The sequence below is a fragment of the Pseudomonas sp. 2(2015) genome (assembly GCF_000955865.1).
In the GTDB taxonomy this organism is placed as follows: Bacteria; Pseudomonadota; Gammaproteobacteria; order Pseudomonadales; family Pseudomonadaceae; genus Aquipseudomonas.
The window spans coordinates 132,556-153,436 of sequence record NZ_JYOF01000006.1; the positions used below are offsets into that span (position 1 = coordinate 132,556).

The 20,881-nt window shown below is 63.1% G+C and carries 21 protein-coding genes; 8 read left to right on the forward strand and 13 right to left on the reverse strand.

Annotated features, from left to right (window positions below):
* Nucleotides 1–17: 17 nt before the first annotated feature.
* Nucleotides 18–911, forward strand: a complete 894-nt coding sequence (locus UB48_RS11600; RefSeq protein ID WP_045197075.1) for a PA4780 family RIO1-like protein kinase — start codon at nt 18–20, stop codon at nt 909–911.
* Between the two features lie 5 nt (nt 912–916).
* On the opposite strand, the gene cueR is transcribed toward UB48_RS11600, so the two are convergent.
* Genes cueR through UB48_RS11615 form a run of 3 tightly spaced genes read right to left on the reverse strand, consistent with a single transcriptional unit; the run spans nt 917 to nt 4,161 of the window.
* Nucleotides 917–1,321 (reverse strand): Cu(I)-responsive transcriptional regulator, encoded by a 405-nt coding sequence (gene cueR, locus UB48_RS11605; protein WP_010221738.1) that lies wholly within the window; start codon nt 1,319–1,321, stop codon nt 917–919.
* Nucleotides 1,318–3,720: a heavy metal translocating P-type ATPase gene (locus UB48_RS11610; protein WP_045197077.1), complete on the reverse strand. Its 2,403-nt coding sequence runs from the start codon at nt 3,718–3,720 to the stop codon at nt 1,318–1,320. The genes cueR and UB48_RS11610 overlap by 4 nt, the downstream gene beginning before the upstream one ends.
* A 54-nt stretch (nt 3,721–3,774) precedes the next feature.
* Nucleotides 3,775–4,161: a hypothetical protein gene (locus UB48_RS11615; RefSeq protein WP_045197115.1), complete on the reverse strand. Its 387-nt coding sequence runs from the start codon at nt 4,159–4,161 to the stop codon at nt 3,775–3,777.
* Between the two features lie 147 nt (nt 4,162–4,308).
* Here UB48_RS11615 and UB48_RS11620 point away from each other — a divergent pair, with 147 nt between their 5' ends.
* Together UB48_RS11620 and UB48_RS11625 are read left to right on the forward strand one after the other, a co-directional pair.
* On the forward strand, nt 4,309–4,506 hold the full coding sequence (locus UB48_RS11620; protein WP_045197079.1) for a heavy-metal-associated domain-containing protein: 198 nt from the start codon (nt 4,309–4,311) through the stop codon (nt 4,504–4,506).
* Between the two features lie 114 nt (nt 4,507–4,620).
* Complete coding sequence (locus UB48_RS11625) at nt 4,621–5,802, forward strand: multidrug effflux MFS transporter (protein ID WP_045197081.1); 1,182 nt, start codon at nt 4,621–4,623, stop codon at nt 5,800–5,802.
* Here the strand turns inward: UB48_RS11625 and UB48_RS27970 are convergent.
* Both UB48_RS27970 and UB48_RS11630 read right to left on the reverse strand, forming a co-directional pair.
* On the reverse strand, nt 5,786–5,950 hold the full coding sequence (locus tag UB48_RS27970) for a hypothetical protein (protein WP_176794194.1): 165 nt from the start codon (nt 5,948–5,950) through the stop codon (nt 5,786–5,788). The two genes, UB48_RS11625 and UB48_RS27970, sit on opposite strands and share 17 nt — an antisense overlap.
* A 125-nt stretch (nt 5,951–6,075) precedes the next feature.
* The gene (locus tag UB48_RS11630) at nt 6,076–7,089 is read right to left on the reverse strand and encodes a zinc-binding alcohol dehydrogenase family protein (RefSeq protein WP_045197083.1); all 1,014 of its coding nucleotides are present in this window, start codon (nt 7,087–7,089) and stop codon (nt 6,076–6,078) included.
* 117 nt (nt 7,090–7,206) lie between these two features.
* On the opposite strand from UB48_RS11630, the gene UB48_RS11635 reads away from it, so the two are divergent.
* Both UB48_RS11635 and UB48_RS11640 read left to right on the forward strand, forming a co-directional pair.
* On the forward strand, nt 7,207–8,124 hold the full coding sequence (locus tag UB48_RS11635; RefSeq protein ID WP_045197085.1) for a LysR family transcriptional regulator: 918 nt from the start codon (nt 7,207–7,209) through the stop codon (nt 8,122–8,124).
* Between the two features lie 432 nt (nt 8,125–8,556).
* On the forward strand, nt 8,557–9,273 hold the full coding sequence (locus tag UB48_RS11640) for a helix-turn-helix transcriptional regulator (RefSeq protein WP_045197087.1): 717 nt from the start codon (nt 8,557–8,559) through the stop codon (nt 9,271–9,273).
* Nucleotides 9,274–9,482: 209 nt separating this feature from the next.
* Here UB48_RS11640 and UB48_RS11645 read toward each other — a convergent pair whose 3' ends face one another.
* A complete protein-coding gene (locus UB48_RS11645) occupies nt 9,483–10,436 on the reverse strand; it encodes an adenosine deaminase (protein ID WP_045197089.1) in 954 nt (317 codons plus the stop codon).
* A 146-nt stretch (nt 10,437–10,582) separates the two neighbouring features.
* Between UB48_RS11645 and UB48_RS11650 the strand changes: the two genes are divergently transcribed.
* Nucleotides 10,583–11,671, forward strand: a complete 1,089-nt coding sequence (locus UB48_RS11650) for a calcium:proton antiporter (protein WP_045197090.1) — start codon at nt 10,583–10,585, stop codon at nt 11,669–11,671.
* A gap of 4 nt (nt 11,672–11,675) precedes the next feature.
* Here UB48_RS11650 and UB48_RS11655 read toward each other — a convergent pair whose 3' ends face one another.
* From UB48_RS11655 to UB48_RS11680, 6 genes are all read right to left on the reverse strand, one after another.
* A complete protein-coding gene (locus tag UB48_RS11655; protein ID WP_045197093.1) occupies nt 11,676–13,031 on the reverse strand; it encodes an 8-oxoguanine deaminase in 1,356 nt (451 codons plus the stop codon).
* 115 nt (nt 13,032–13,146) lie between these two features.
* Entirely contained in the window at nt 13,147–13,827 is a 681-nt protein-coding gene (locus UB48_RS11660) for an SDR family oxidoreductase (RefSeq protein ID WP_045197095.1), read from the reverse strand.
* Nucleotides 13,828–14,164: 337 nt separating this feature from the next.
* Nucleotides 14,165–14,749 carry a YigZ family protein gene (locus UB48_RS11665; protein WP_045197096.1) on the reverse strand — a complete coding sequence of 195 codons (585 nt, stop codon included), beginning with the start codon at nt 14,747–14,749 and terminating at the stop codon, nt 14,165–14,167.
* 9 nt (nt 14,750–14,758) lie between these two features.
* Nucleotides 14,759–15,421: a TetR/AcrR family transcriptional regulator gene (locus UB48_RS11670; protein WP_045197097.1), complete on the reverse strand. Its 663-nt coding sequence runs from the start codon at nt 15,419–15,421 to the stop codon at nt 14,759–14,761.
* A gap of 62 nt (nt 15,422–15,483) precedes the next feature.
* The gene (locus tag UB48_RS11675; RefSeq protein WP_045197099.1) at nt 15,484–16,398 is read right to left on the reverse strand and encodes a LysR family transcriptional regulator; all 915 of its coding nucleotides are present in this window, start codon (nt 16,396–16,398) and stop codon (nt 15,484–15,486) included.
* A 48-nt stretch (nt 16,399–16,446) separates the two neighbouring features.
* Nucleotides 16,447–17,466, reverse strand: coding sequence for an AbrB family transcriptional regulator (locus tag UB48_RS11680; protein ID WP_045197101.1), 1,020 nt, complete (start codon nt 17,464–17,466; stop codon nt 16,447–16,449).
* A 237-nt stretch (nt 17,467–17,703) separates the two neighbouring features.
* On the opposite strand from UB48_RS11680, the gene UB48_RS11685 reads away from it, so the two are divergent.
* Together UB48_RS11685 and UB48_RS11690 are read left to right on the forward strand one after the other, a co-directional pair.
* Nucleotides 17,704–19,050: an aspartate aminotransferase family protein gene (locus UB48_RS11685; protein ID WP_045197103.1), complete on the forward strand. Its 1,347-nt coding sequence runs from the start codon at nt 17,704–17,706 to the stop codon at nt 19,048–19,050.
* A gap of 72 nt (nt 19,051–19,122) precedes the next feature.
* Complete coding sequence (locus UB48_RS11690; protein ID WP_045197105.1) at nt 19,123–20,616, forward strand: CoA-acylating methylmalonate-semialdehyde dehydrogenase; 1,494 nt, start codon at nt 19,123–19,125, stop codon at nt 20,614–20,616.
* A 4-nt stretch (nt 20,617–20,620) separates the two neighbouring features.
* Here UB48_RS11690 and UB48_RS28195 read toward each other — a convergent pair.
* Nucleotides 20,621–20,881: hypothetical protein (locus UB48_RS28195; protein ID WP_275559590.1), on the reverse strand; the 261-nt coding region annotated here is incomplete at its 5' end.

Here is a 20,881-nt window from a genome sequence, read left to right on the forward strand (position 1 = left end):
ACCCCCGACAGAAACCGATGAAGACTCCAAAACGCATTGAACCGCTGGTTGAAGATGGACTGGTCGACGAAGTACTACGACCGCTGATGAGTGGCAAGGAGGCTGCGGTGTATGTGGTCCGCTGCGGTCGGGAGCTACGGTGCGCCAAGGTCTACAAAGAAGCCAACAAGCGCAGTTTCCGCCAGGCCGCCGAGTACCAGGAAGGCCGCAAGGTACGCAACAGCCGCCAGGCCCGGGCCATGGCCAAGGGCTCCAAGTTCGGCCGCAAAGAGGCAGAAGACGCCTGGCAGAACGCCGAAGTGGCGGCGCTGTTCCGCCTGGCCAATGCCGGTGTGCGGGTACCCAAGCCGTATGATTTTCTCGATGGCGTGCTGCTCATGGAGCTGGTCGCCGATGAACATGGCGACGCCGCGCCACGCCTGAACGACGTACACCTGGAGCCTGAACAGGCCCGCGAATACCACGCCTTCGTGATTCGCCAGATCGTGCTGATGCTTTGCACCGGCCTGGTCCATGGTGACCTTTCGGAGTTCAACGTGCTGCTCGGGCCAGACGGCCCGGTGATCATCGACCTGCCGCAAGCGGTCGACGCTGCTGGCAACAACCACGCGTTCAGCATGCTTGAGCGCGATGTCGGCAACATGGCCGCCTACTTCGGCCGTTTTGCCCCGGAGCTCAAGCAGACGCGCTATGCCCGTGAAATGTGGGCCCTGTACCAGGCCGGCAAGCTGCTGCCGGAAAGCCCGTTGACCGGGGTGTTCGCCGATGACGAGCACAGTGCCGACGTTGACGGTGTCATGCGCGAGATCGACGCGGCGCGCATCGATGAAGCCCGCCGGCGTGCGGCCAAGGCCGACGCCGAGCGGGGTACGGTCAAGGACGAAGAACCGGCGCCGCCCTGGCTCCAGTAAACGCGTCAGTGACAGCAACTGCCGCCGGCTGCCAGGTCCTTGAGGATCGGGCAGTCCGGGCGGTCGTCGCCCTGGCAGTGGGCAACCAGTTCGCTCAAGGTGTCACGCAAGCTCACCAGTTCCTCGATGCGCCGGTTGAGGTCATCGATGTGCTGGCTGGCCAGGGCCTTGACGTCGGCGCTGGCGCGCTGGCGGTCCTGCCACAGGGTCAGCAGGCGGGCGACTTCTTCTAATGAAAACCCCAGGTCCCGCGAGCGCTTGATGAATGCCAGTTGGTGCAGGTCTTCCTGCTGGTACAGGCGATAGCCGCTGTCGCTGCGCAGGGCCGGCTTGAGCAGGCCGATCGACTCGTAGTAGCGGATCATCTTCGCGCTCAGGCCCGAGCGGCGGGCGGCTTGGCCGATATTCATTGGGCATCGTCCTCAGGCGGGGTGGTCGGCTTCCAGGTTTTCAGCAATAGCGCGTTACTCACCACGCTGACGCTCGACAGCGCCATGGCGGCGCCGGCGAGCACCGGGTTGAGCATGCCGAAGGCGGCCAGGGGAATGCCGATCAGGTTGTAGATGAACGCCCAGAACAGGTTCTGGCGGATCTTGGCGTAGGTCTTGCGGCTGATCTCCAGGGCCGCCGGTACCAGGCGCGGGTCGCCGCGCATCAGGGTGATGCCTGCCGCCTGCATGGCCACGTCGGTGCCGCCGCCCATGGCGATGCCGATGTCCGCAGCGGCCAGGGCCGGAGCATCGTTGATACCGTCGCCGACCATGGCCACCACCCCGGACTGCTTGAGCGTGGCAACCGTGGCGGCCTTGTCGGCAGGCAGGACCTCGGCATACACGTCAGTGATGCCTAAGGCTTCGCCGACCACCTTGGCACTGCCGCGGTTGTCGCCGGTCAGCAGGTGGCTGCTGATGCCTTGCCTGGCCAATTGGCGAACCGCTTGCCCGGCGCCGGGCTTGAGGCTGTCGCCGAAGGCGAACAGGCCCAGCACCTGCGGCTGCGGGCTGCGTTCGAGCAGCCACGACAGGGTCCGGCCTTCGGCTTCCCAGGCCACGGCATCGACGGCCAGCTCACCAGGCTGCAAGCCGCTTTCATCCAGCAGGCGGCGGTTGCCCAGGGCCAGCTCGCGACCGTCGAGGCTACCGGCGATACCCCGGCCGGTCAGCGACTGGCTGTTGCTGATATCAGCGACCCGCAGGCCTTGCTCTTCACAGGCATCGAGCACCGCCTTGGCCAGCGGGTGCTCGCTGCCGCGCTGCAGGGCGCCGGCCAGTTGCAGCAGCTGTGCCTGGTCACCGACCAGCGCACGGCTGTGGACGATGCGCGGGCTGCCGGAAGTCAGGGTGCCGGTCTTGTCGAACACCACGCGATTCACTGCATGGGCGCGTTCCAGAGCTTCGGCGTCCTTGATCAGGATGCCGTGGCGGGCCGCGACGCCGGTGCCGGCCATGATTGCCGTCGGTGTGGCCAGGCCCAAGGCGCACGGGCAGGCAATTACCAGCACGGCGACGGCGTTGATCAGCGCGGTTTCAATCGGCGCGCCGCTCAGCCACCAGCCCACCAGGGTAATCAGCGCCAGCACCAGCACGGCGGGGACGAACACCTGGCTGACCCGGTCGACCAGTTTCTGGATCGGTGCTTTGGCCGCCTGGGCGTCTTCGACCAGGCGAATGATGCGTGCCAGCACGGTTTCCGTGCCCAGCGCCAGGGTGCGGACCAGCAGGCGGCCTTCGCCGTTGATCGCGCCACCGGTGACCTTGTCGCCCGGTTGCTTCGGTACCGGCAGGCTTTCGCCGCTGATCAGTGCTTCGTCGGCGTGGCTCTGGCCCTCGACGACTTCACCATCGACCGGAAAGCGCTCGCCGGGCTTGACCAGCACCAGGTCATGCAGGCGCAGCTCGCTGATGGCGACATCGCGTTCCTGGCCGTCAACCAGCAACAGCGCGCGCTCCGGGCGCAGGGCCTCCAGGGCGCGGATGGCACTGGCGGTCTGGCGCTTGGCGCGGCTTTCCAGGTACTTGCCCAGCAGAATCAGGGCAATCACCACCGCCGAGGCTTCAAAGTACAGGTGCGGCATGACCCCGGCGCTGGCTGTGGCCCATTCGTAGAGACTCAGGCCGTAACCGGCGCTGGTGCCGATGGCCACCAGCAGGTCCATATTGCCGGCACCGGCGCGCACGGCTTTCCAGGCCGCGACATAAAAACGCGCACCGAGGATGAACTGCACCGGGGTGGCCAGCACGAACTGCGCCCAGGCCGGCAGCATCCAGTGGATGCCGAAGGGTTGCAGGACCATTGGCAGCACCAGCGGCAGGGCCAGCAGCACCGCCAGGGCCACCGACCAGCGCTCCTTGCGCAGGCGGCGTTCGGCGTCGGCCTGGTTGACCTTGGCGCTCTGCGGCAGGCTGGCGCTGTAGCCGGCCTGGCTGACGGCATCGATCAGCACGTTGCTGTCGACCTGGCCCAGCAGCTGCAGGTGGGCGCGTTCGTTGGCCAGGTTGACGGTGACTTGCTGCACGCCCGCGACCTTGGCCAGGGCGCGCTCGACGCGCCCGGCGCAGGAGGCGCAGGTCATGCCGCCGATCTGCAGCTCGAGGGTTTGCGCGGGCACGCTGTAGCCGGCTTGTTCGACGGCTTCGACCAGCGCCGGCAGGCTGTCGGCCGGGGCCTGGATGCGGGCCTGCTCGGTGGCCAGGTTGACACTGACCTGTTCGGCACCGACGACCTTGCGCAGGGCGCGCTCGACCCGGCCAGCACAGCTGGCGCAGGTCATGCCGGCAATCGGCAGGTCGAACGTGGTAGATGCGGACATGGGGCACTCCTCCTTGGACAGGCCTCAAGCATCAACCTTGCCATGCGGGGAAGGTCAATAGCCCAAGCCGGCCCTGATCAGCTTGAGGCCATTCTGGTCCACGGCGATGCGGTATTTATTGATCTCGCCGGCCTTGAGCGTGAGCTTCTGGTTGCGCTGGTTCTCCAGGCCGTTCTGGCAGCCCGGCATCTGTGCCGGCAGCAGGCGCAGGCGCACCGCGACCTTGCCCGGCGGCAGGTTGAACGAGGTCGACTGTTCCTGGAACAGCCGCGCCGAAAGCTGGTCATTAAGGTACACGCCGATCTCGCACGAGGTCGCCACTTCCAGGCGCTCGCGGGAAATGGTCAGAATGCTGTAGTCGGCGTTGCCCTCGGCACTGGCCGCGGGCACCAGGCCCATTACTCCCAGCAGGCCGAAAAGGCCCAAAGCTGCCCTGCGCATGAATTCAAACTCCTGCAAATCGATTCTCAGGCTTGCAGCTTGGCGGAGCGGCGCGCTGATTTCCAGCCCGGCAGGCAATCCTCGCACTTGACCTTGCCCCGATGGCAAGCTTGAAACTGCGCTCAAACCCCACAGGAGGCTGTTGCAATGCAAGTATTCACTGTTCAAGGAATGACCTGCGGCCATTGCGCCAAAGCTATCACGCGTGCCGTTCGCGAGCATGATGATGAGGCTGTGGTCGAGATCGATCTGGCGCGCAAGCAGGTTAAAGTGCAGAGCGATTTACCGGCAGACAATATCCTCAAGGCTATTCGTGCCGAGGGCTACGGCGCCGAGCCAGCCTGACCGCCGACGCCCGCGCGGTGGCTAAAAGATTCATCGCGCAGGCGTAACTCTGTCAGCGAAACCCCGGCAGGGCGGTTAGACTAGCGGACTTGCTTAGCCTGCTACGGATTTCCGATGAACCTGCGAACCATCCTGATTCTCGGCGCCTTGAGTGCGTTCGGGCCCCTGGCGATCGACTTCTACCTGCCCGGTTTCCCGGCCATGGCACTGGCCTTTGGCACCGACGAGAAGCACATCCAGACCACCCTCGCGGCATACTTCCTTGGCCTGTCGCTGGGCCAACTGGCTTATGGGCCGGTGGCCGACCGCTTTGGCCGGCGCATTCCGCTGCTGGTCGGGGTGACCCTGTTCACCCTGGCGTCGCTGGCCTGCGCCTTCGCCCCGAGCCTTGATGCATTGATTCTGGCGCGTTTCGTTCAGGCCCTCGGTGGTTGCGCCGGGATGGTGCTGTCCCGGGCGATCGTCAGCGACAAGTGCGATGCGGTGGGATCGGCCAAAGTGTTCTCGCAGCTGATGCTGGTCATGGGCCTGGCGCCGATCCTGGCGCCCATGCTCGGTGGCCTGATGGTCAACCTGTACGGCTGGCAGTCGATCTTCATTGCCCTGACCCTGTTCAGTGCCCTGTGCACCCTGGCCGTGGCCCTGGGCCTGCCGGAAAGCCTGCCGGCCAACCAGCCACGCCCGCCGTTGTCCGGTTCGCTGCGCCAGTACGGCCGGCTGTTCAAGGACCGTATCTTCCTCGGCCACGCCTTGACCGGCGGCATCGCCATCGCTGGCATGTTTGCCTACATCGCCGGCTCGCCGTTCGTCTTCATCAAGCTCTATGGGGTGCCGGCCGAGCACTATGGCTGGCTGTTCGGCAGTAACGCAGCGGGGTTCATTCTGGTGGCGCAGGTCAACGCACGGCTGCTGGCCAAGCGTGGCCCGGCCTTCTTGCTGGCCCGGGCGGTGTGGGTTTACCTGGCGGCGGGCCTGACCTTGCTGGGCATCAGCGCCCTGCACCCGGCAGCGCTGTGGCCATTGCTGATTCCGTTGTTCATTTGTATCGCCAGCCTCGGCTGCATCATCCCCAATGCCTCGGCCTGCGCCATGAGCGGTCAGGGCGCCCGTGCCGGCAGCGCTTCAGCCCTGCTCGGTTGCCTGCAGTTCAGTGTGGCGGCCGCGGCGGCGGCGCTGGTGGGGGTGCTGCACGACGGCACGGCGGTGCCGATGGCCATCGTCATCAGCCTGTGTGGCCTGGCGGTGGTGAGCGTGGCAATCCTCACCCGCAGGCTGAACCTCAGCCGCTCCGTTTGAGCGGGTGGGGTGCCTGGAGACGGGTTTGCAGGGTGTTGACGAAGGCGCGGGCCTCGGCCTCGCTGCGAAAGCTGACCACGTGCTGGTCGAGCTGGACCTGCCAGGGGCAGCCGGGCTTTTTTGCTGATGCACTGACCTGGATATTCATATCTGCATACCTGAGGTTGGCGTTGGCTGATGCATTGTAGCGCCGGCCACGGGCAGCGGAATGACCTGGATCAGTTGTCGGACTGACGGTCGCGCCCACCCCGTAAACGAGGTGGGCGCGCCTTTTCAGAAGCCTTCGAGGACGATCTTGCCCTTGGCCGCACCGCTTTCCAGCAGGGCATGGGCGCGGCGCAGGTTGGCGGCATTGATGGTGCCGAAGTGCTCGCCGAGGGTGGTTTTCAGCGTGCCGCTGTCGATCAGTTCGGCCACCCGGTTGAGCAGCTTGTGCTGTTCGAGCATGTCGGCGGTTTCGAACAGCGAGCGGGTGTACATGAACTCCCAGTGCAGCGACAGGCTCTTGCGCTTGAGTTTGGTCACGTCCAGCTGTTTGGGATCATCGATCAGCGCCAGTTTGCCTTGCGGTGCCAGGGCTTCGACCAGTTGATCAAGGTGCTGGTCGGTCTGGGTCAGGCTGGCCACGTGGGTGACCTGCTCGATACCCTGGGCCTTGAGTGCGGCGGCCAGCGGCTGGCTGTGATCGACGACGTTATCGGCACCTAGCTCACGGACCCAGTCCTGGGTCTGCGGGCGCGAGGCGCTGCCAATCACCTTGAGGCCGGTGAGTTTGCTGGCCAGTTGCGTGAGGATCGAGCCGACCCCGCCGGCGGCACCGACGATCAACAGGCTCTGGCCCAGGTCCTGCTGGCCTTCAGCGATTTTCAGGCGTTCGAACAGCAGCTCCCAGGCCGTGATGGCGGTCAACGGCAGCGCCGCCGCTTCGGCAAAGCCGAGGGTTTTCGGCATGTGGCCGACGATGCGCTCATCCACCACGTGCAGCTCGCTGTTGCCGCCGGCACGGGCGATGGAGCCTGCGTAGTAAACCTTGTCACCCGGCTGGAACAGGCTGACCTCGCTGCCCACCGCCTTGACCACCCCGGCCACGTCCCAGCCCAGCACCTTGGCGGCGCCAGCCTCTGGCTGCACGTTCTGGCGCACCTTGGTATCCACCGGGTTCACCGAGATCGCCCGCACCTCCACCAGCAAGTCGCGTGGGCCAGGCTCCGGGGCTGGCAGTTCGATGTCCTGCAGGGCTGCTGCATCGCTGATGGGCAGGGAGTGATAGTAGGCAATGGCTTTCATGGAGATTCCTCGGTGGGGTAGTCAATGCGGGCCATGATTGGTGCTTTCACTTGCGGTTAAAAGCCGCTAAAACTACAGATACTTTCAATATTATTTTGATAATGGCGGGTGTGTTGGGTGCGTATCGATGATCTGCAGTTGTTCGTTCGTGCCGCCGAATTGGGCAGCCTGTCGGCGGCGGCGCGCCTGCTCGACTTGTCACCGGCGGTGGCCAGCGCCTCGCTCAAGCGTCTGGAGCAGCAATTGGGCGTGCGCCTGCTGGCGCGTTCGACCCGCAACCTGCGGTTGACCGCCGAGGGCGAGGGATTTTTGCAGCATGCCCGTTCCGCCCTGGCGAGCCTGGAGGAGGGCCGGCGAATCCTGGCCCATGGGCAGGATCAAGTCAGCGGTACCTTGCTGTTGTCGGCACCGTCCGATTTTGGTCGCAACGTACTGTTGCCGTGGCTCGATGAACTGCAGCACGAACATCCGCAACTGAACCTGCGCCTGTTGCTGGGCGACCGCAATGCCGACCTGTTTCGCCAGCCGGCCGATATCGCCCTGCGCTATGGCGCCCCGGAAGACTCAAGCCTGGTGGCCTTGCCAGTGTGCGCGGACAACCGTCGGGTGCTGTGTGCCTCACCCGCCTACCTGGCCCGGTACGGCGCGCCGATGGAAGTCGCGCATCTGGCCCAGCACAATTGCCTGCTGTACCAGCTTGGCAACCGCGTGCATGACCATTGGCGCTTTGGCGAGGGCGCCAATGAGGTGGGCGTGAGCGTCAGCGGCGATCGCTTTTGTGACGATGCCGATGTGGTTCGGCGCTGGGCGCTGGCGGGTGTCGGCATCGCTTACAAGTCCTGGCTGGATGTGGCCTATGACGTGCAGGCCGGACGCTTGAGGTTACTGTTGCCTCACGTGCATGGTGAAGCCGCGCCGTTGAACCTGATGTGCACGCACCGGGCGCAACTGGGCAAGCCGGTGCAATTGTTGCGAAATATGCTTCGAGCTCGTTGTCAGGCATTGTTTGAGAAGTTGCCTGGTATTACAGGCTAAAGTAATTTGAATTTCCCACATTCCTACGTGGTTAGCAGGTAGCATTTGTGAGTTACAGTAAAATTTATTGTAGGTTTTATCTGGCGATATAACGTCAAGAATAATCCGCCAGTTGCGGGCAAGATATGTAACGTGGGGCTTGGGCTGCAGATGTGCAAACGTCTCTGCAGAGCCTTTGAAGACGGCCCCTGCCAAGGTTGCCCATACCATGGAGATCCGCCGGATTAAGTTCGCGCAACGCGGCTTATAATGGATCCAGCAGTCATTTCCAGCGAGAGATACTTCCATGTCCAGGGCGGCAACTGACGCCTCTCACACGACGTTCTGATAACTTCCACTTCCTGCTTTTCTGGCATCGGACACCTCGCAGTAAATGCTGCCGACATGGTTAATCAATCGATATCAGACATGATCTCGCAGGGAGTTTGAGATATGAAGCCAGTAACAAGTATCAGCCAGATCGCCAGCTTGTTGGCCGACCCGAAACGCAGTGCAATGCTATGGGCCTTGATCGATGGTATGGCCCGTCCTTCCGATGAGCTTGCCAGCATGGCCGGGCTGACGCCTTCTTCGGCCTGTGCCCACCTGGCCAGGTTGTCGGCCAGTGGCTTGTTGAAGCTGGAGCCGCGGGGGCGCAAACGTTATTTCAGGCTGGCCGCGCCGGAGGTCGGCGCGGCTGTCGAAGCGCTGGCCAGTGTTCAGGTCAAAACCCCCGAAGACAGCCGCGAACAAGAGGTGGGCGGCATCCCGTTGTCCATGCGCCGGGCGAGGCTGTGCGGTGATCACCTGGGGGGCGAGCTGGCGGCGGACCTTTATCAGCGCCTGTTCGATGCTGGCTGGCTGGAGGGCAGCGAGCAGCACATCGAAGTCACCCAGTATGGACGTAGCCAGTTCGCCACCTACGGCATTTTCATCGAGGCGCTGGCCCAGCATCAACGTCGAAGCTTCAGCAGTTGCCGCTGTTGCAGTGAGTGGAGCGATCATCGCCCGCATCTGGGCGGCGCGCTGGGCAGTAGCCTGCTCAAGCTGTTCTTGCAGTCTGGCTGGATCCGCGAGAGTGAAACCTCGCGCATGCTGCAGATCAGTGCCGCAGGTCTGGCTCACATCAACCGTATGGCCCAGGTTGCCGTGTTGAAGACTGCTGGCTGAACCCAGGAGGTACGGTGTCTGGCGAGGTCGCTGCTGACAATGCGCCCGAAGGCAGATGCCGTGACACTCGGGGTTGGCACAACTTCCGGGGGGCGGAGTGGGAGCAGATTCACCGGTACGTCGGATCGCCGCGAAGGACTGCATCGCAGTCCGGTCTTTGGGGCCGCTGTGCGACCCTTCGTGGCGAATCCGTTCCCACCTTCCGCCCGTCAGGGTTTGACCAACCGCGCATCCAGGCTGTTCTGCGCCAGGCGCCGTGCCTGTTCCTGGGTCATGCCCAGGTGTTCATGCAGGGCTTGGAAGTTCTCGGTGACGTAGCCACCGAAGTACGCCGGGTCATCGGAATTGACCGTGACCTTCACGCCACGCTCGAGCATGTCGAGGATGTTGTGCTGGCTCATATGGTCGAACACGCACAACTTGGTGTTGGACAGTGGGCAGACGGTCAGCGGGATTTGCTCGTCGATGATCCGCTGCATCAGCCGCTCGTCCTCGATGGCGCGCACGCCGTGGTCGATCCGCTGGATCTTGAGCAGGTCGATCGCTTCCCAGATGTACTCGGGCGGGCCTTCTTCACCGGCGTGGGCAACGGTCAGGAAGCCTTCACTGCGGGCACGGTCGAACACGCGCTGGAACTTGCTCGGCGGATGGCCCATTTCCGAGCTGTCGAGGCCGACGGCGATGAAGGCATCGCGAAACGGCAGGGCCTGGTCGAGGGTCTTGTGCGCTTCTTCTTCACTGAGGTGGCGCAGGAAGCTGAGGATCAGGCCGCTGCTGATGCCCAGTTGTTGCTGGCCATCCTTGAGTGCGCCGCTGATGCCGTTGAGCACCACTTCGAAAGGGATACCGCGATCGGTGTGGGTCTGCGGGTCGAAGAACGGCTCGGTGTGAATCACGTTCTGCGCCTTGCAGCGCTGCAGATAGGCCCAGGTCAGGTCGTAGAAGTCCTGCTCGGTGCGCAATACGTCGGCACCCTGATAGTAGAGGTCGAGAAATTCTTGCAGGTTGTTGAACGCGTAGGCGTCGCGCAGGGCTTCGACATCATTCCAGGGCAGGGCGATCTTGTTGCGCTCGGCCAGGGCGAACAGCAACTCGGGCTCCAGCGATCCTTCCAGGTGCAGGTGCAATTCTGCCTTGGGCAGAGCGTTAAGCCAGTCGTACATAGTGGTGAAATCTCATCAGGTGCGGTTGCCGCCATTCTACAGAGCTTGCGCTGCCCGCGCGGAGAAAGCTGACCAGGCGGTTGGCCGGGGAAACCTTCTACAGTGACTACAGTCACTAGCCAGTACCCACCTGCGCAGGGCCGCCGATGCTTGCTCTACTGAATCAGGAAAAGCCGCTGCTGCTTGCAGTGCTGCTGGCCGCGCTGGCCTGGCCGCTGCAGGGCCAACTGCTCGGACATGGCCATGGCCTGGCGCTGTTTGCCGGCGCGGTGCTGGTGGCGGCGATCATCTGTGCCTCGATGCGCGTGGCCCAGCACGCCGAGCTGCTTGCGGAAAAAGTCGGCGACCCTTACGGCACCATGATCCTGACCCTGTCGGCGGTGCTGGTCGAGGTGTTGATCCTGGCGATCATGATGAGCAACCAGGCGTCGCCGACCCTGGTGCGGGACACCATCTATTCGGCGGTGATGCTCGACATCAATGGCATCCTCGGCCTGGCCGCGCTGATGGGCGGGCTCAAGCATGGCGAGCAGTCGTACAACGATGATTCGGCGCGCACCTATAGCGTGATGATCATGACTGCCATGGGCGTGTCGATGGTGGTGCCGGAGTTCATTCCGCGGGCCGACTGGAAGCTCTATTCGGGGTTCACCATCGCCGCGATGGTGGTGCTCTATGCCTTGTTCCTGCGCATGCAGGTCGGGCCGCACAGTTACTTCTTCAGTTACAGCTATCCACAGAAAAAGCGCCGCGACCCGCAGGGCGGTACACCGGCGCCGGTGAATAAAGTCCGCTCGATCGCCATCCTGGTCAGCGGCGTGGTGATCATCGGCCTGCTTGCCGAAGTCATGTCGCACACCCTCGACTACGGCCTGGAAGGCAGCGGCGCGCCGCCGGTGCTGATGGCTATTGTGGTGGCGGCCATTTCTGCCGCCCCGGAGATTCTCACTGCCTTGCGCGCAGCATTGGCCAACCGCATGCAGTCGGTGGTCAATATCGCCCTGGGCGCGTCGCTGTCCACGGTGATATTGACCGTTCCGCTGATGGAGGCGATGGCGCTCTACACTGGCCAGCCGTTCCAGATGGCCATGACACCGGTGCAAACGGTGATGATCTTCATCACCCTGATTGTCAGCGCGATCAACCTGAACGATGGCGAAACCAACGCGATCGAGGGCATGACCCACTTCGTGCTGTTCGCCACCTTCATCATGCTGGCATTGCTCGGCCTTTGAGCCTTCAGCCAGCGATCAACTGGGCGGCGGCCTGACGGTGATCGGCGATCAGTTTCTGCACGTCGAGGCCTTCGATCTGGCCATCGATCACCCGCCACTGGCCGCCGACCATGACCCGGTCGGCGCGGTCGGCGCCGCACAGCAGCAGCGCCGAGAGTGGATCGTGGCTACCGGAGAAGCGCAGTTCATCGAGTTTGAACAAGGCCAGGTCAGCCTGTTTGCCCACCGCCAGTTCGCCGATGTCGGTACGCCCGAGCAACTGCGCCGAGCCGCGGGTGGCCCAGCCCAGCACCCGCTCCGGGGTGATCGCTTCGGCGCCATAGCGAAGCCGTTGCAAGTACAGGGCCTGGCGCGCTTCGAGAATCATGTTCGACGCGTCGTTGGAGGCCGAACCGTCCACGCCCAAGCCCACTGGCGCGCCGGCGCCGGTCAGTTCCAGGGTCGGGCAGATGCCCGAAGCCAGGCGCATGTTTGAACTCGGGCAATGGCAGATGCCGGTGCCGGCGGCGCCCAGGCGGGCGATCTCGTCCTGATTGAAATGGATGCCATGGGCCAGCCAGGTGCGCGGCCCGAGCCAGCCGACGCTGTCGAGGTAATCGACCGTGCGCAGGCCGAAACGCTGCAGGCAGAAGTCTTCTTCGTCGAGGGTTTCAGCCAGGTGGGTGTGCAGGCGCACGTCCAGCTCTGCGGCGAGGTCAGCGCTGGCGCGCATGATCTCAGGGGTGACCGAGAACGGCGAGCAGGGGGCCAGGGCGATCTGGATCTGCGCACCGTCGCCACGCTCGTGGTAGCTGTGGATAAGTCGCTGGCTGTCGGCCAGGATCACTTCGCCCTGTTGCACTGTCTGTTGCGGCGGCAGGCCGCCGTCGGCTTCGCCCAGGCTCATGGAGCCACGGGTGAGCATGGCGCGCATGCCCAGTTTGCGCACCGCTTCGACCTGCACGTCGATGGCGTTTTCCAGGCCATCGGGGAACAGGTAATGGTGGTCGGCGGCAGTGGTGCAGCCCGACAGTAACAGCTCGGCCAGGGCCACGCGGGTCGCCAGTTCAAGCTTGGCCGGGGTCAGCCGGGCCCAGACCGGGTAGAGGGTTTTCAGCCAGGGGAACAAAGGCTGATTGACCACCGGCGCCCAGGCGCGGGTCAGGGTCTGGTAGAAGTGGTGGTGGGTGTTGATAAGCCCCGGCAGCACCACGTGTTCGCGGGCGTCGAAGACTTGTCCACAGGGGCGGGCCGGGGCTTGCCCTAGGCCGAGAACTTCGTTGATACGGCCGTCTTCGATGACCAGGCCGCCACGGGCGTCGAGGGTGTTGGCGGTGAAGATGGCCAGGGGTTTTTTCAACCAGATACGGGTCGCAGGCATGGTGCCGGCTCCTCTGAAAGTGGGTTCAGGTTAGCCAGCTCAGTGTTGCCCTGTCTGCTGATCCAGGTCCGCCGCGGTGGGCGAGGTGTCGAGTCTACACCCACCGCGCGAGGTTTCACCAGATCAGGCTTTCGCCTTTGTAGTTGATGAATTGCAGGCCGCCTTTGCCGGCATTGGCCTTGATCTGCTCAAGCATGCCGCGGGTGCTGGTGAGCACGTCGATCTCGGCGTTTTCCCCGCCCATGTCGGTTTTCACCCAGCCCGGGTGCATGGCCAGGACGGTTTGCTGTGGCTGTTGCAGAGTAACGAAGCTGTTGATCATCGAGTTCAAGGCCGCCTTGCTGGCCTTGTACAGGCACATCTCGCTGCCGTCGGGAATGGCGACGCTGCCAAGGATCGAACTCATGAACGCCAGCACGCCGTCTTCGCGCAGTTGCGGGGCCAGGCGCTGGGCCACGCGAATGGGCGATACGGCATTGGTCAGGAACAGCTCGCCCACATCGGCCAGTTGCACGCGCTCAGGGTTCTGGTCACCCGGGCCCATGACCCCGGCATTGACGAACAGCAGGTCAAACACCTGCCCCTGCAAACGTTGCTGGAGGGCATCCAGTTGGCTGCCACTGTTCATTTCCAGGGTTTCGACCTGCACGCCGGGCAGGGCGCTGAGGATATCGGCCTTGGCCGGGTCGCGCACGGTAGCGATCACGTTCCAGCCGTCTTCCACCAGGCGTTGCACCAGGCCAAGGCCCAGGCCGCGCGAGGCGCCGATGATCAGGGCGATTTTATTCGTGGACATGGAGAACTCCTTTCGAGGGTTATCAAACGTTGATCAAAGAATAACCAGTCTAGCCAAGCCGTGGCCCGGCAAGCTGTTGGCGCAGGGGTGCACGGCTTATCCACAGCTTGCTCCACAGTATTTGTGTGCAAGCATGCAAGCTGGGTACAAGCCGTGTAGTGGTGGCTTGCATGCGCAATAACTGGGGATAACTTACTGATTTTTCGCCAGTTCAAGCGCTGTCATGAAATCTTGATCAAAATATGATCGTTCTTCTGCAGGCCCCGTGGTTAAAGGCTCGCAGGCGAATGCCCAGAGCTTATCCACAGCCGGGCCCACAGTGAATGTGGGCAAATGTTCAGGTCCGTTCCAGCAGGATGCGGCCACGGCTGAGGTCGGCCAGCTGGCGTTGCAGCGCCTCGATCTGTTCCTCGCCCAGGGCCAGGCGCAGGTCGACGCCATTGGCGGTGAACTGTTCGTCCAGCACCAGGCCATCAGCCTCGGCCACGCGCAATTTGAGCAGTGCCAATTCGCTGAAGCTGCAACTGCAGGTCAGTTCGCTGCGGCTGACCAGCAAGCGCTTTTCTGCCTGCTGCAGGCACTTGTTGGCGCCGCCGCCGTAAGCGCGGGCCAGGCCGCCGGTGCCCAGTTGAATGCCGCCGTACCAGCGGATCACCAAGACTACCACCTGGTCGCAGTCCTGCGCCTCGATGGCCGCCAGGATCGGCCGCCCGGCGGTGCCGCCGGGTTCGCCGTCGTCGCTGCTGCGGTATTGCCCGCCCAGTTTCCAGGCCCAGCAGTTGTGGGTGGCGGCGAGGTCGCTGTGGCGTTCGATGAAGCTCATGGCTTCGGCCGGGCTACTGATTGGCGCAGCCAGGGTGATGAAACGGCTCTTGCGAATCTCTTCGCGAAACTCGCAGGTGTCGAGCAGGGTAAAAGGCATAAGGCAGATTCAGTCGCGAGGTGTCAGGCCACAGCCTTTAAGAATGATGTGGATAAGATTGTTGCTGGCATCTTCCATGTCCTGCTTGGTCAGGCGGCTGCGGCCGGTGACCTGGCAGATCTGGGTGGCGAAGTCGGCATAGTGCTGGGTGCTGCCCCAGAGCAGGAAGATCAGGTGCACCGGGTCGACCGGGTCCATCTTGCCGGCGTCGATCCAGGCCTGGAACACTGCGGCACGGCCCTTGAACCAGGCACGGTAGTCTTCGCTGAAATAGTCGCTCAGGCACTGCCCGCCGCTGATGATCTCCATGGCGAAGATCCGCGAGGCTTGCGGGTTGCGCCGGGAGAATTCCATCTTGGTGCGAATGTAGCTGCTCAAGGCCAGGGCCGGGTCGTCGTCGACGGTCAGGGCGTTGAAGGTGCTGTCCCACAACTCGATGATGTTGCTCAGCACCGCCACATACAGGCCGAGCTTGTTGGTGAAGTAGTAATGCAGGTTGGCCTTGGGCAGCCCGGCCTTGAGGGCGATGGTGTTCATGCTGGTGCCCTTGAAACCGTGGCGGGCGAATTCGTCCTCGGCGGCCTGGATGATGGCCTGCTCGTTCTTCTGGCGAATGCGGCCGGCGGGCTTGCCCGAGGCTTGGAGGCGATGCGCAGGGACTTCAAAGGTCATGAACGATTCCAGACAAGGCAATGGGTATCTCTTATGACTGGCTAACCTACCAGCATTAGCCCTCAGCGAGTAGCCGCCAGGCTTTCGAGGAAGCTTTCCAGGACCAGGTGCGGGCGCCGGCCCTTGCGCGTTACCCAGCACAGGCTCAGGTCATAAAAGCGCTCGGCGGGCTTGAGTGCCCGCAGCCGGCCTTGTTGTACCCAGAAGGTCGCGTAGTGGTCGGGCAGGTAGCCGATGTAGCGCCCGGTCAGAATCAGGAAGGCCATGCCTTCGCGGTCCGAGGCACTGGCGGTGCAGTTGAGCGCCTGGTAATGGGCCTGGACATCGGCGGGCAGACGGAAGGTCGGGGCGATGGCGTCCTGGCTGTTGAGGCGCTCGTCGTCCAGTTGCTGGTCGTCGGCGTAAAACAGCGGATGACCGACCGCGCAGTACAGCAGCGAACGTTCGCTGTACAGCGGCTGGTACTCAAGGCCCGACAGCGGGCTGGTCTGCGGCACCACGCCAACGTGCAGGCTGCCATCGAGCACGCCTTGCTCGACCTGGCTGGGGGCGATCATGCGGATCTGGATACGCACGTCCGGGCCGCGGTCCTTGAGCTGTGCCAGGGCGTGGGTGATGCGCATGTGCGGCAGGGTCACCAGGTTGTCGGTCAGGCCGATGTTCAGCTCGCCACGCAAATGCTGGTGCAGGCCGTTGACCTCGGTGCGAAAGCTTTCCAGGGCGCTGAGCAATTGCAACGCCGATTGATACACCTCGCGGCCCTCCTCGGTCAGCGAAAAACCGGCGCGCCCGCGCTGGCACAGGCGCAGGCCCAGGCGCTGCTCAAGGTCGCTCATCTGCTGGCTGATGGCCGAGCGGCCAATGCCCAGGACGTTCTCGGCGGCCGAAAAGCCGCCGCACTCCACCACGCTGCGGTAGATCTTCAGCAGGCGGATATCGAAATCGCTGACCTGGGCCAGGGGTTGTGGACGTTTCACGCGGTGCCTTTGCGTTGAGGAACATGAAAGGCAGACAACATACGCTGATCAGACATTCTCGCGCCAGCGGCGCGCCTGGACGAGCAGGGCCGGGGCAAAGTGCAACAGCAGCATGCGCACCAGGTGGTGCGACAGCACCAGCACCACGTTCAGCCCACCGCTGAAGGCGACGATGGCAATGGTTTCGATGGCCCCGGGCATGTAGGCCAGCCACAAAGTGAATGGATCACTGCCCAGCACCTTGGCGGCCACGCCGGCAAAGACGGCAGCGACCAGCAGCATCAGGCCCACCGACATCAGCCCGGCGCCGCCGTGACGAACCAGCTCCTTGAAGCTGATTTCCCTGAACCTGGCGCCGATCAGCACACCGAGGATCAGCGCGGCAAAATCGACGCTCCAGCCGGGCAGATGAAACGCCTGGAGCAAGCCCAGCTTTACATAGACCGCCGTGGCGATGATCGCCGTGAGCATGAAGGGCGCAGGAACACCAAGCTTGAGCAGCAGGCGCCCGAGCAGGATGCACAGGGCAAGCAGCGACGCCAGGGTCAGCAACAGGCCTGGATTAAGCGCGGTGCTCGCGCTTGCAGGAACATCGCTACCGGCGCGAATGCTCAGGCTGACCAGCAGGGTAATCGACACCAGGCGCATCAGGTGCACAACGATCACCTTGCTCGAAGCCCGTTCCGACTCGAGCAAGTCGAACACCGCAGCCAGGGCGCCGGGGTACACCGCCAGCAGTGAATCCTTGAGGTTCCAGCCGCACCCCCTGAACAGCCACAGGCCGGCGATGGCAATCTGCGCACTCAGGCACAGCAGCAGAAAACCCAGGCTCGGCAGGATGCTGGCCACCGTGTCGCTGTCCCAGGCTTCGAACATCAAGCCGGTGGCGATACCCATGACCAGTTGCACGTATTCCAGACCAAAGCGCAGGTCGGGGGTAAAGCGCAGCCGGCTGACCAACATGGCGCTGGCGACGATGGCGCCCAGCAACAGCCCGTGAGGCACACCGGCAAACTGTACGGCGGCGCCAACCAGGGCGCAGATCAGTAAACACAGGATGGTTTTCATGGTGAGTGTGCTTGCGCGTCCTGCGCCAAGTCTCCTGAAGGGGCCGCCCGCATCATGCGCCTTGCCGGGGTGCATGGAAACACTTTGTAACATCGTTGCGGCTGGATGTTGTGAATTAATGTTTAGCCGGTGGTGATCTGAAGATTAGAAAAGCCAGATTTTCCAAACCTTAAGCCCATGCCAATTTAGGCACAACAACACTTGTCGCTGCCCAATTGCCTTGCGAGGACTTGTCCGATGAATCTGCCTGAAAACGCTCCTGTCGGTCTGGCCAGCCAGCTCAAGCTGGACGCCCACTGGATGCCCTACACCGCCAACCGCAATTTTCAGCGCGATCCACGGCTGATCGTCGCCGCCGAAGGCAGCTACCTGACCGACGACAAGGGCCGCAAGATTTATGACGCCCTGTCCGGCTTGTGGACTTGCGGCGCCGGTCACACCCGCAAGCAGATCCAGGAAGCAGTATCGCGCCAATTGGGCGTGCTCGATTACTCCCCGGCTTTCCAGTTCGGCCACCCGCTGTCGTTTCAGCTGGCCGAGAAAATCACCGACCTGACCCCGGGCAACCTCAATCACGTCTTCTATACCAACTCCGGTTCCGAGTGCGCCGACACCGCGGTGAAGATGGTCCGTGCCTACTGGCGCCTGAAAGGCCAGGCCACCAAGACCAAGCTGATCGGCCGTGCCCGTGGCTATCACGGGGTGAATATCGCCGGTACCAGCCTGGGTGGCGTCAACGGCAACCGCAAGCTGTTCGGCCAGTTGCTCGACGTCGATCACATTCCGCACACCCTGCTGCCGGGCAATGCCTTCACCAAAGGCATGCCGGAGGAGGGCGGTATCGCCCTGGCCGATGAAATGCTCAAGCTGATCGAGCTGCACGATGCTTCGAACATCGCCGCGCTGATTGTCGAGCCGCTGGCCGGTTCTGCAGGTGTACTGCCTCCGCCGAAGGGCTACCTGAAGCGTCTGCGGGAAATCTGCGACCAAAACAACATCCTGCTGATCTTCGACGAAGTCATCACCGGCTTTGGCCGCATGGGCTCGATGTTCGGTGCCGATGCCTTCGGCGTCACCCCGGATCTGATGTGCATCGCCAAGCAAGTCACCAACGGCGCCATCCCGATGGGCGCGGTGATCGCCAGCAGCGAGATCTACCAGACCTTCATGAACCAGCCGACCCCGGAATACGCGGTGGAATTCCCCCACGGCTACACCTACTCGGCGCACCCGGTCGCCTGCGCCGCCGGTCTCGCCGCGCTGGACCTGCTGGAGAAAGAAAACCTGGTGCAATCGGCCGCCGAACTGTCGCCGCACTTCGAGAAGGTGCTGCACGGGGTCAAGGGCGCGAAGAACATCATCGACATCCGTAACTACGGCCTGGCCGGCGCCATCCAGATTGCCGCCCGCGACGGTGACGCCATCGTGCGTCCATACGAGATCGCCATGAAGCTGTGGAAAGCCGGCTTCTATGTACGCTTCGGCGGCGACACCCTGCAGTTCGGCCCAACCTTCAACAGCCAGCCGCAGGAACTGGACCGCCTGTTCGATGCGGTCGGCGAGGCCATCAACCAGGTCGATTGATTGTCCTTCTATATATAAGCAGCGGGCGCGAGTGATCTCGCGCCCAGGCATACCCTCTTTCTGGAGTTCTGCATGAGCACTGTTCAACACCTGATCAACGGCGAACTGGTTGCGGCCGACACGCGCACCGCCGATGTCTTCAACCCGTCCACTGGCCAGGCCATCCACAAGGTTGCCCTGGCCAGCAAGCAAACCGTGCAACAGGCCATCGACTCGGCCAAGGCCGCCTTCCCGGCCTGGCGCAACACGCCGCCGGCCAAACGCGCCCAGGTAATGTTCCGCTTCAAGCAACTGCTGGAGCAGAATGAAGCGCGTATCTCCCAGCTCATCAGCGAAGAGCACGGCAAGACCGTGGAAGACGCCGCCGGTGAACTCAAGCGCGGTATCGAGAACGTCGAGTTTGCCTGCGCCGCGCCGGAAGTGCTCAAAGGCGAGTACAGCCGCAACGTTGGCCCGAACATCGATGCCTGGTCCGACTTCCAGCCGCTGGGCGTAGTGGCCGGTATTACCCCGTTCAACTTCCCGGCCATGGTGCCGCTGTGGATGTACCCACTGGCAATCGCCTGCGGTAACTGCTTCATCCTCAAGCCATCGGAACGTGATCCGAGCTCGACCCTGCTGATTGCCCAACTGCTGCATGAAGCCGGCCTGCCTAAAGGCGTGCTCAACGTTGTGCACGGTGACAAGGAAGCGGTGGATGCGCTGATCGAGGCGCCAGAGGTCAAGGCCCTGAGCTTCGTTGGCTCGACGCCGATCGCCGAGTACATCTATGCCGAAGGCACCAAGCGCGGCAAGCGCGTTCAGGCCCTGGGCGGGGCGAAGAACCACGCGGTGCTGATGCCTGATGCCGACCTGGACAACGCGGTCAGCGCGCTGATGGGCGCAGCCTACGGTTCTTGCGGCGAGCGCTGCATGGCGATCTCGGTGGCCGTGTGCGTTGGCGACCAGGTGGCCGATGCGCTGATCGCCAAACTCGAACCACAGATCAAGGCGTTGAAGATTGGTGCCGGTACCTCCTGCGGCCTGGACATGGGCCCGCTGGTTACCGCTGCAGCCCGTGACAAGGTGGTTGGCTACATCGACCAAGGCGTGGCTGCTGGTGCGCAGCTGGTGGTCGACGGCCGTGGCTACCGGGTTGCCGGTAATGAAGACGGCTACTTTGTCGGCGGCACCCTGTTCGACCGCGTGACGACCGAGATGAGCATCTATAAAGAAGAGATCTTCGGGCCGGTACTCTGCGTGGTACGCGTCGACAGCCTGGAAGAGGCCATGCGCCTGATCAACGAACACGAATACGGCAACGGCACCTGCATCTTTACCCGTGACGGTGAAGCGGCGCGCCTGTTCTGCGACGAGATCGAAGTGGGCATGGTCGGCGTCAACGTCCCGCTGCCGGTGCCGGTGGCTTACCACAGCTTCGGCGGCTGGAAGCGTTCGCTGTTCGGTGACCTGCATGCCTATGGCCCGGATGGCGTTCGTTTCTACACCCGCCGCAAAGCCATTACCCAGCGCTGGCCGCAACGTGCCAGCCATGAAGCGTCGCAGTTTGCCTTCCCGAGCCTTTAAGGCTTTAGCAGCGACTAGCTGCAAGCTGCAAGCTACAAGTTGAAAGCGGTGCTGCCGCTTTTACTTGCAGCTTGCAGCTTGTGGCTAATAGCCAAAACGCCCCCGCTGAAACAAAGTTGAAATAAGTCCTTGACGCCCCCGCAGATCTCTCTATAATTCGCCCCACTTCCGGCGCAGTCGGAACTGAAAACTCCTTGATTTTCAAAGAGTTAGCGGTTCCAGGGTGATCCGGAAGGGCTTCGGTCGAAAGATCGGCAGCGGTGAA

Excerpts from the sequence above, each read along its gene's own strand:
- UB48_RS11600 (WP_045197075.1), top strand. The coding sequence starts at position 18 with ATGAAGACTCCAAAACGCATTGAACCGCTGGTTGAAGATGGACTGGTC.
- cueR (WP_010221738.1), bottom strand. The coding sequence starts at position 1,321 with ATGAATATCGGCCAAGCCGCCCGCCGCTCGGGCCTGAGCGCGAAGATG.
- UB48_RS11610 (WP_045197077.1), bottom strand. The coding sequence starts at position 3,720 with ATGTCCGCATCTACCACGTTCGACCTGCCGATTGCCGGCATGACCTGC.
- UB48_RS11615 (WP_045197115.1), bottom strand. The coding sequence starts at position 4,161 with ATGCGCAGGGCAGCTTTGGGCCTTTTCGGCCTGCTGGGAGTAATGGGC.
- UB48_RS11620 (WP_045197079.1), top strand. The coding sequence starts at position 4,309 with ATGCAAGTATTCACTGTTCAAGGAATGACCTGCGGCCATTGCGCCAAA.
- UB48_RS11625 (WP_045197081.1), top strand. The coding sequence starts at position 4,621 with ATGAACCTGCGAACCATCCTGATTCTCGGCGCCTTGAGTGCGTTCGGG.
- UB48_RS27970 (WP_176794194.1), bottom strand. The coding sequence starts at position 5,950 with ATGAATATCCAGGTCAGTGCATCAGCAAAAAAGCCCGGCTGCCCCTGG.
- UB48_RS11630 (WP_045197083.1), bottom strand. The coding sequence starts at position 7,089 with ATGAAAGCCATTGCCTACTATCACTCCCTGCCCATCAGCGATGCAGCA.
- UB48_RS11640 (WP_045197087.1), top strand. The coding sequence starts at position 8,557 with ATGAAGCCAGTAACAAGTATCAGCCAGATCGCCAGCTTGTTGGCCGAC.
- UB48_RS11645 (WP_045197089.1), bottom strand. The coding sequence starts at position 10,436 with ATGTACGACTGGCTTAACGCTCTGCCCAAGGCAGAATTGCACCTGCAC.
- UB48_RS11650 (WP_045197090.1), top strand. The coding sequence starts at position 10,583 with ATGCTTGCTCTACTGAATCAGGAAAAGCCGCTGCTGCTTGCAGTGCTG.
- UB48_RS11655 (WP_045197093.1), bottom strand. The coding sequence starts at position 13,031 with ATGCCTGCGACCCGTATCTGGTTGAAAAAACCCCTGGCCATCTTCACC.
- UB48_RS11660 (WP_045197095.1), bottom strand. The coding sequence starts at position 13,827 with ATGTCCACGAATAAAATCGCCCTGATCATCGGCGCCTCGCGCGGCCTG.
- UB48_RS11665 (WP_045197096.1), bottom strand. The coding sequence starts at position 14,749 with ATGCCTTTTACCCTGCTCGACACCTGCGAGTTTCGCGAAGAGATTCGC.
- UB48_RS11670 (WP_045197097.1), bottom strand. The coding sequence starts at position 15,421 with ATGACCTTTGAAGTCCCTGCGCATCGCCTCCAAGCCTCGGGCAAGCCC.
- UB48_RS11680 (WP_045197101.1), bottom strand. The coding sequence starts at position 17,466 with ATGAAAACCATCCTGTGTTTACTGATCTGCGCCCTGGTTGGCGCCGCC.
- UB48_RS11685 (WP_045197103.1), top strand. The coding sequence starts at position 17,704 with ATGAATCTGCCTGAAAACGCTCCTGTCGGTCTGGCCAGCCAGCTCAAG.
- UB48_RS11690 (WP_045197105.1), top strand. The coding sequence starts at position 19,123 with ATGAGCACTGTTCAACACCTGATCAACGGCGAACTGGTTGCGGCCGAC.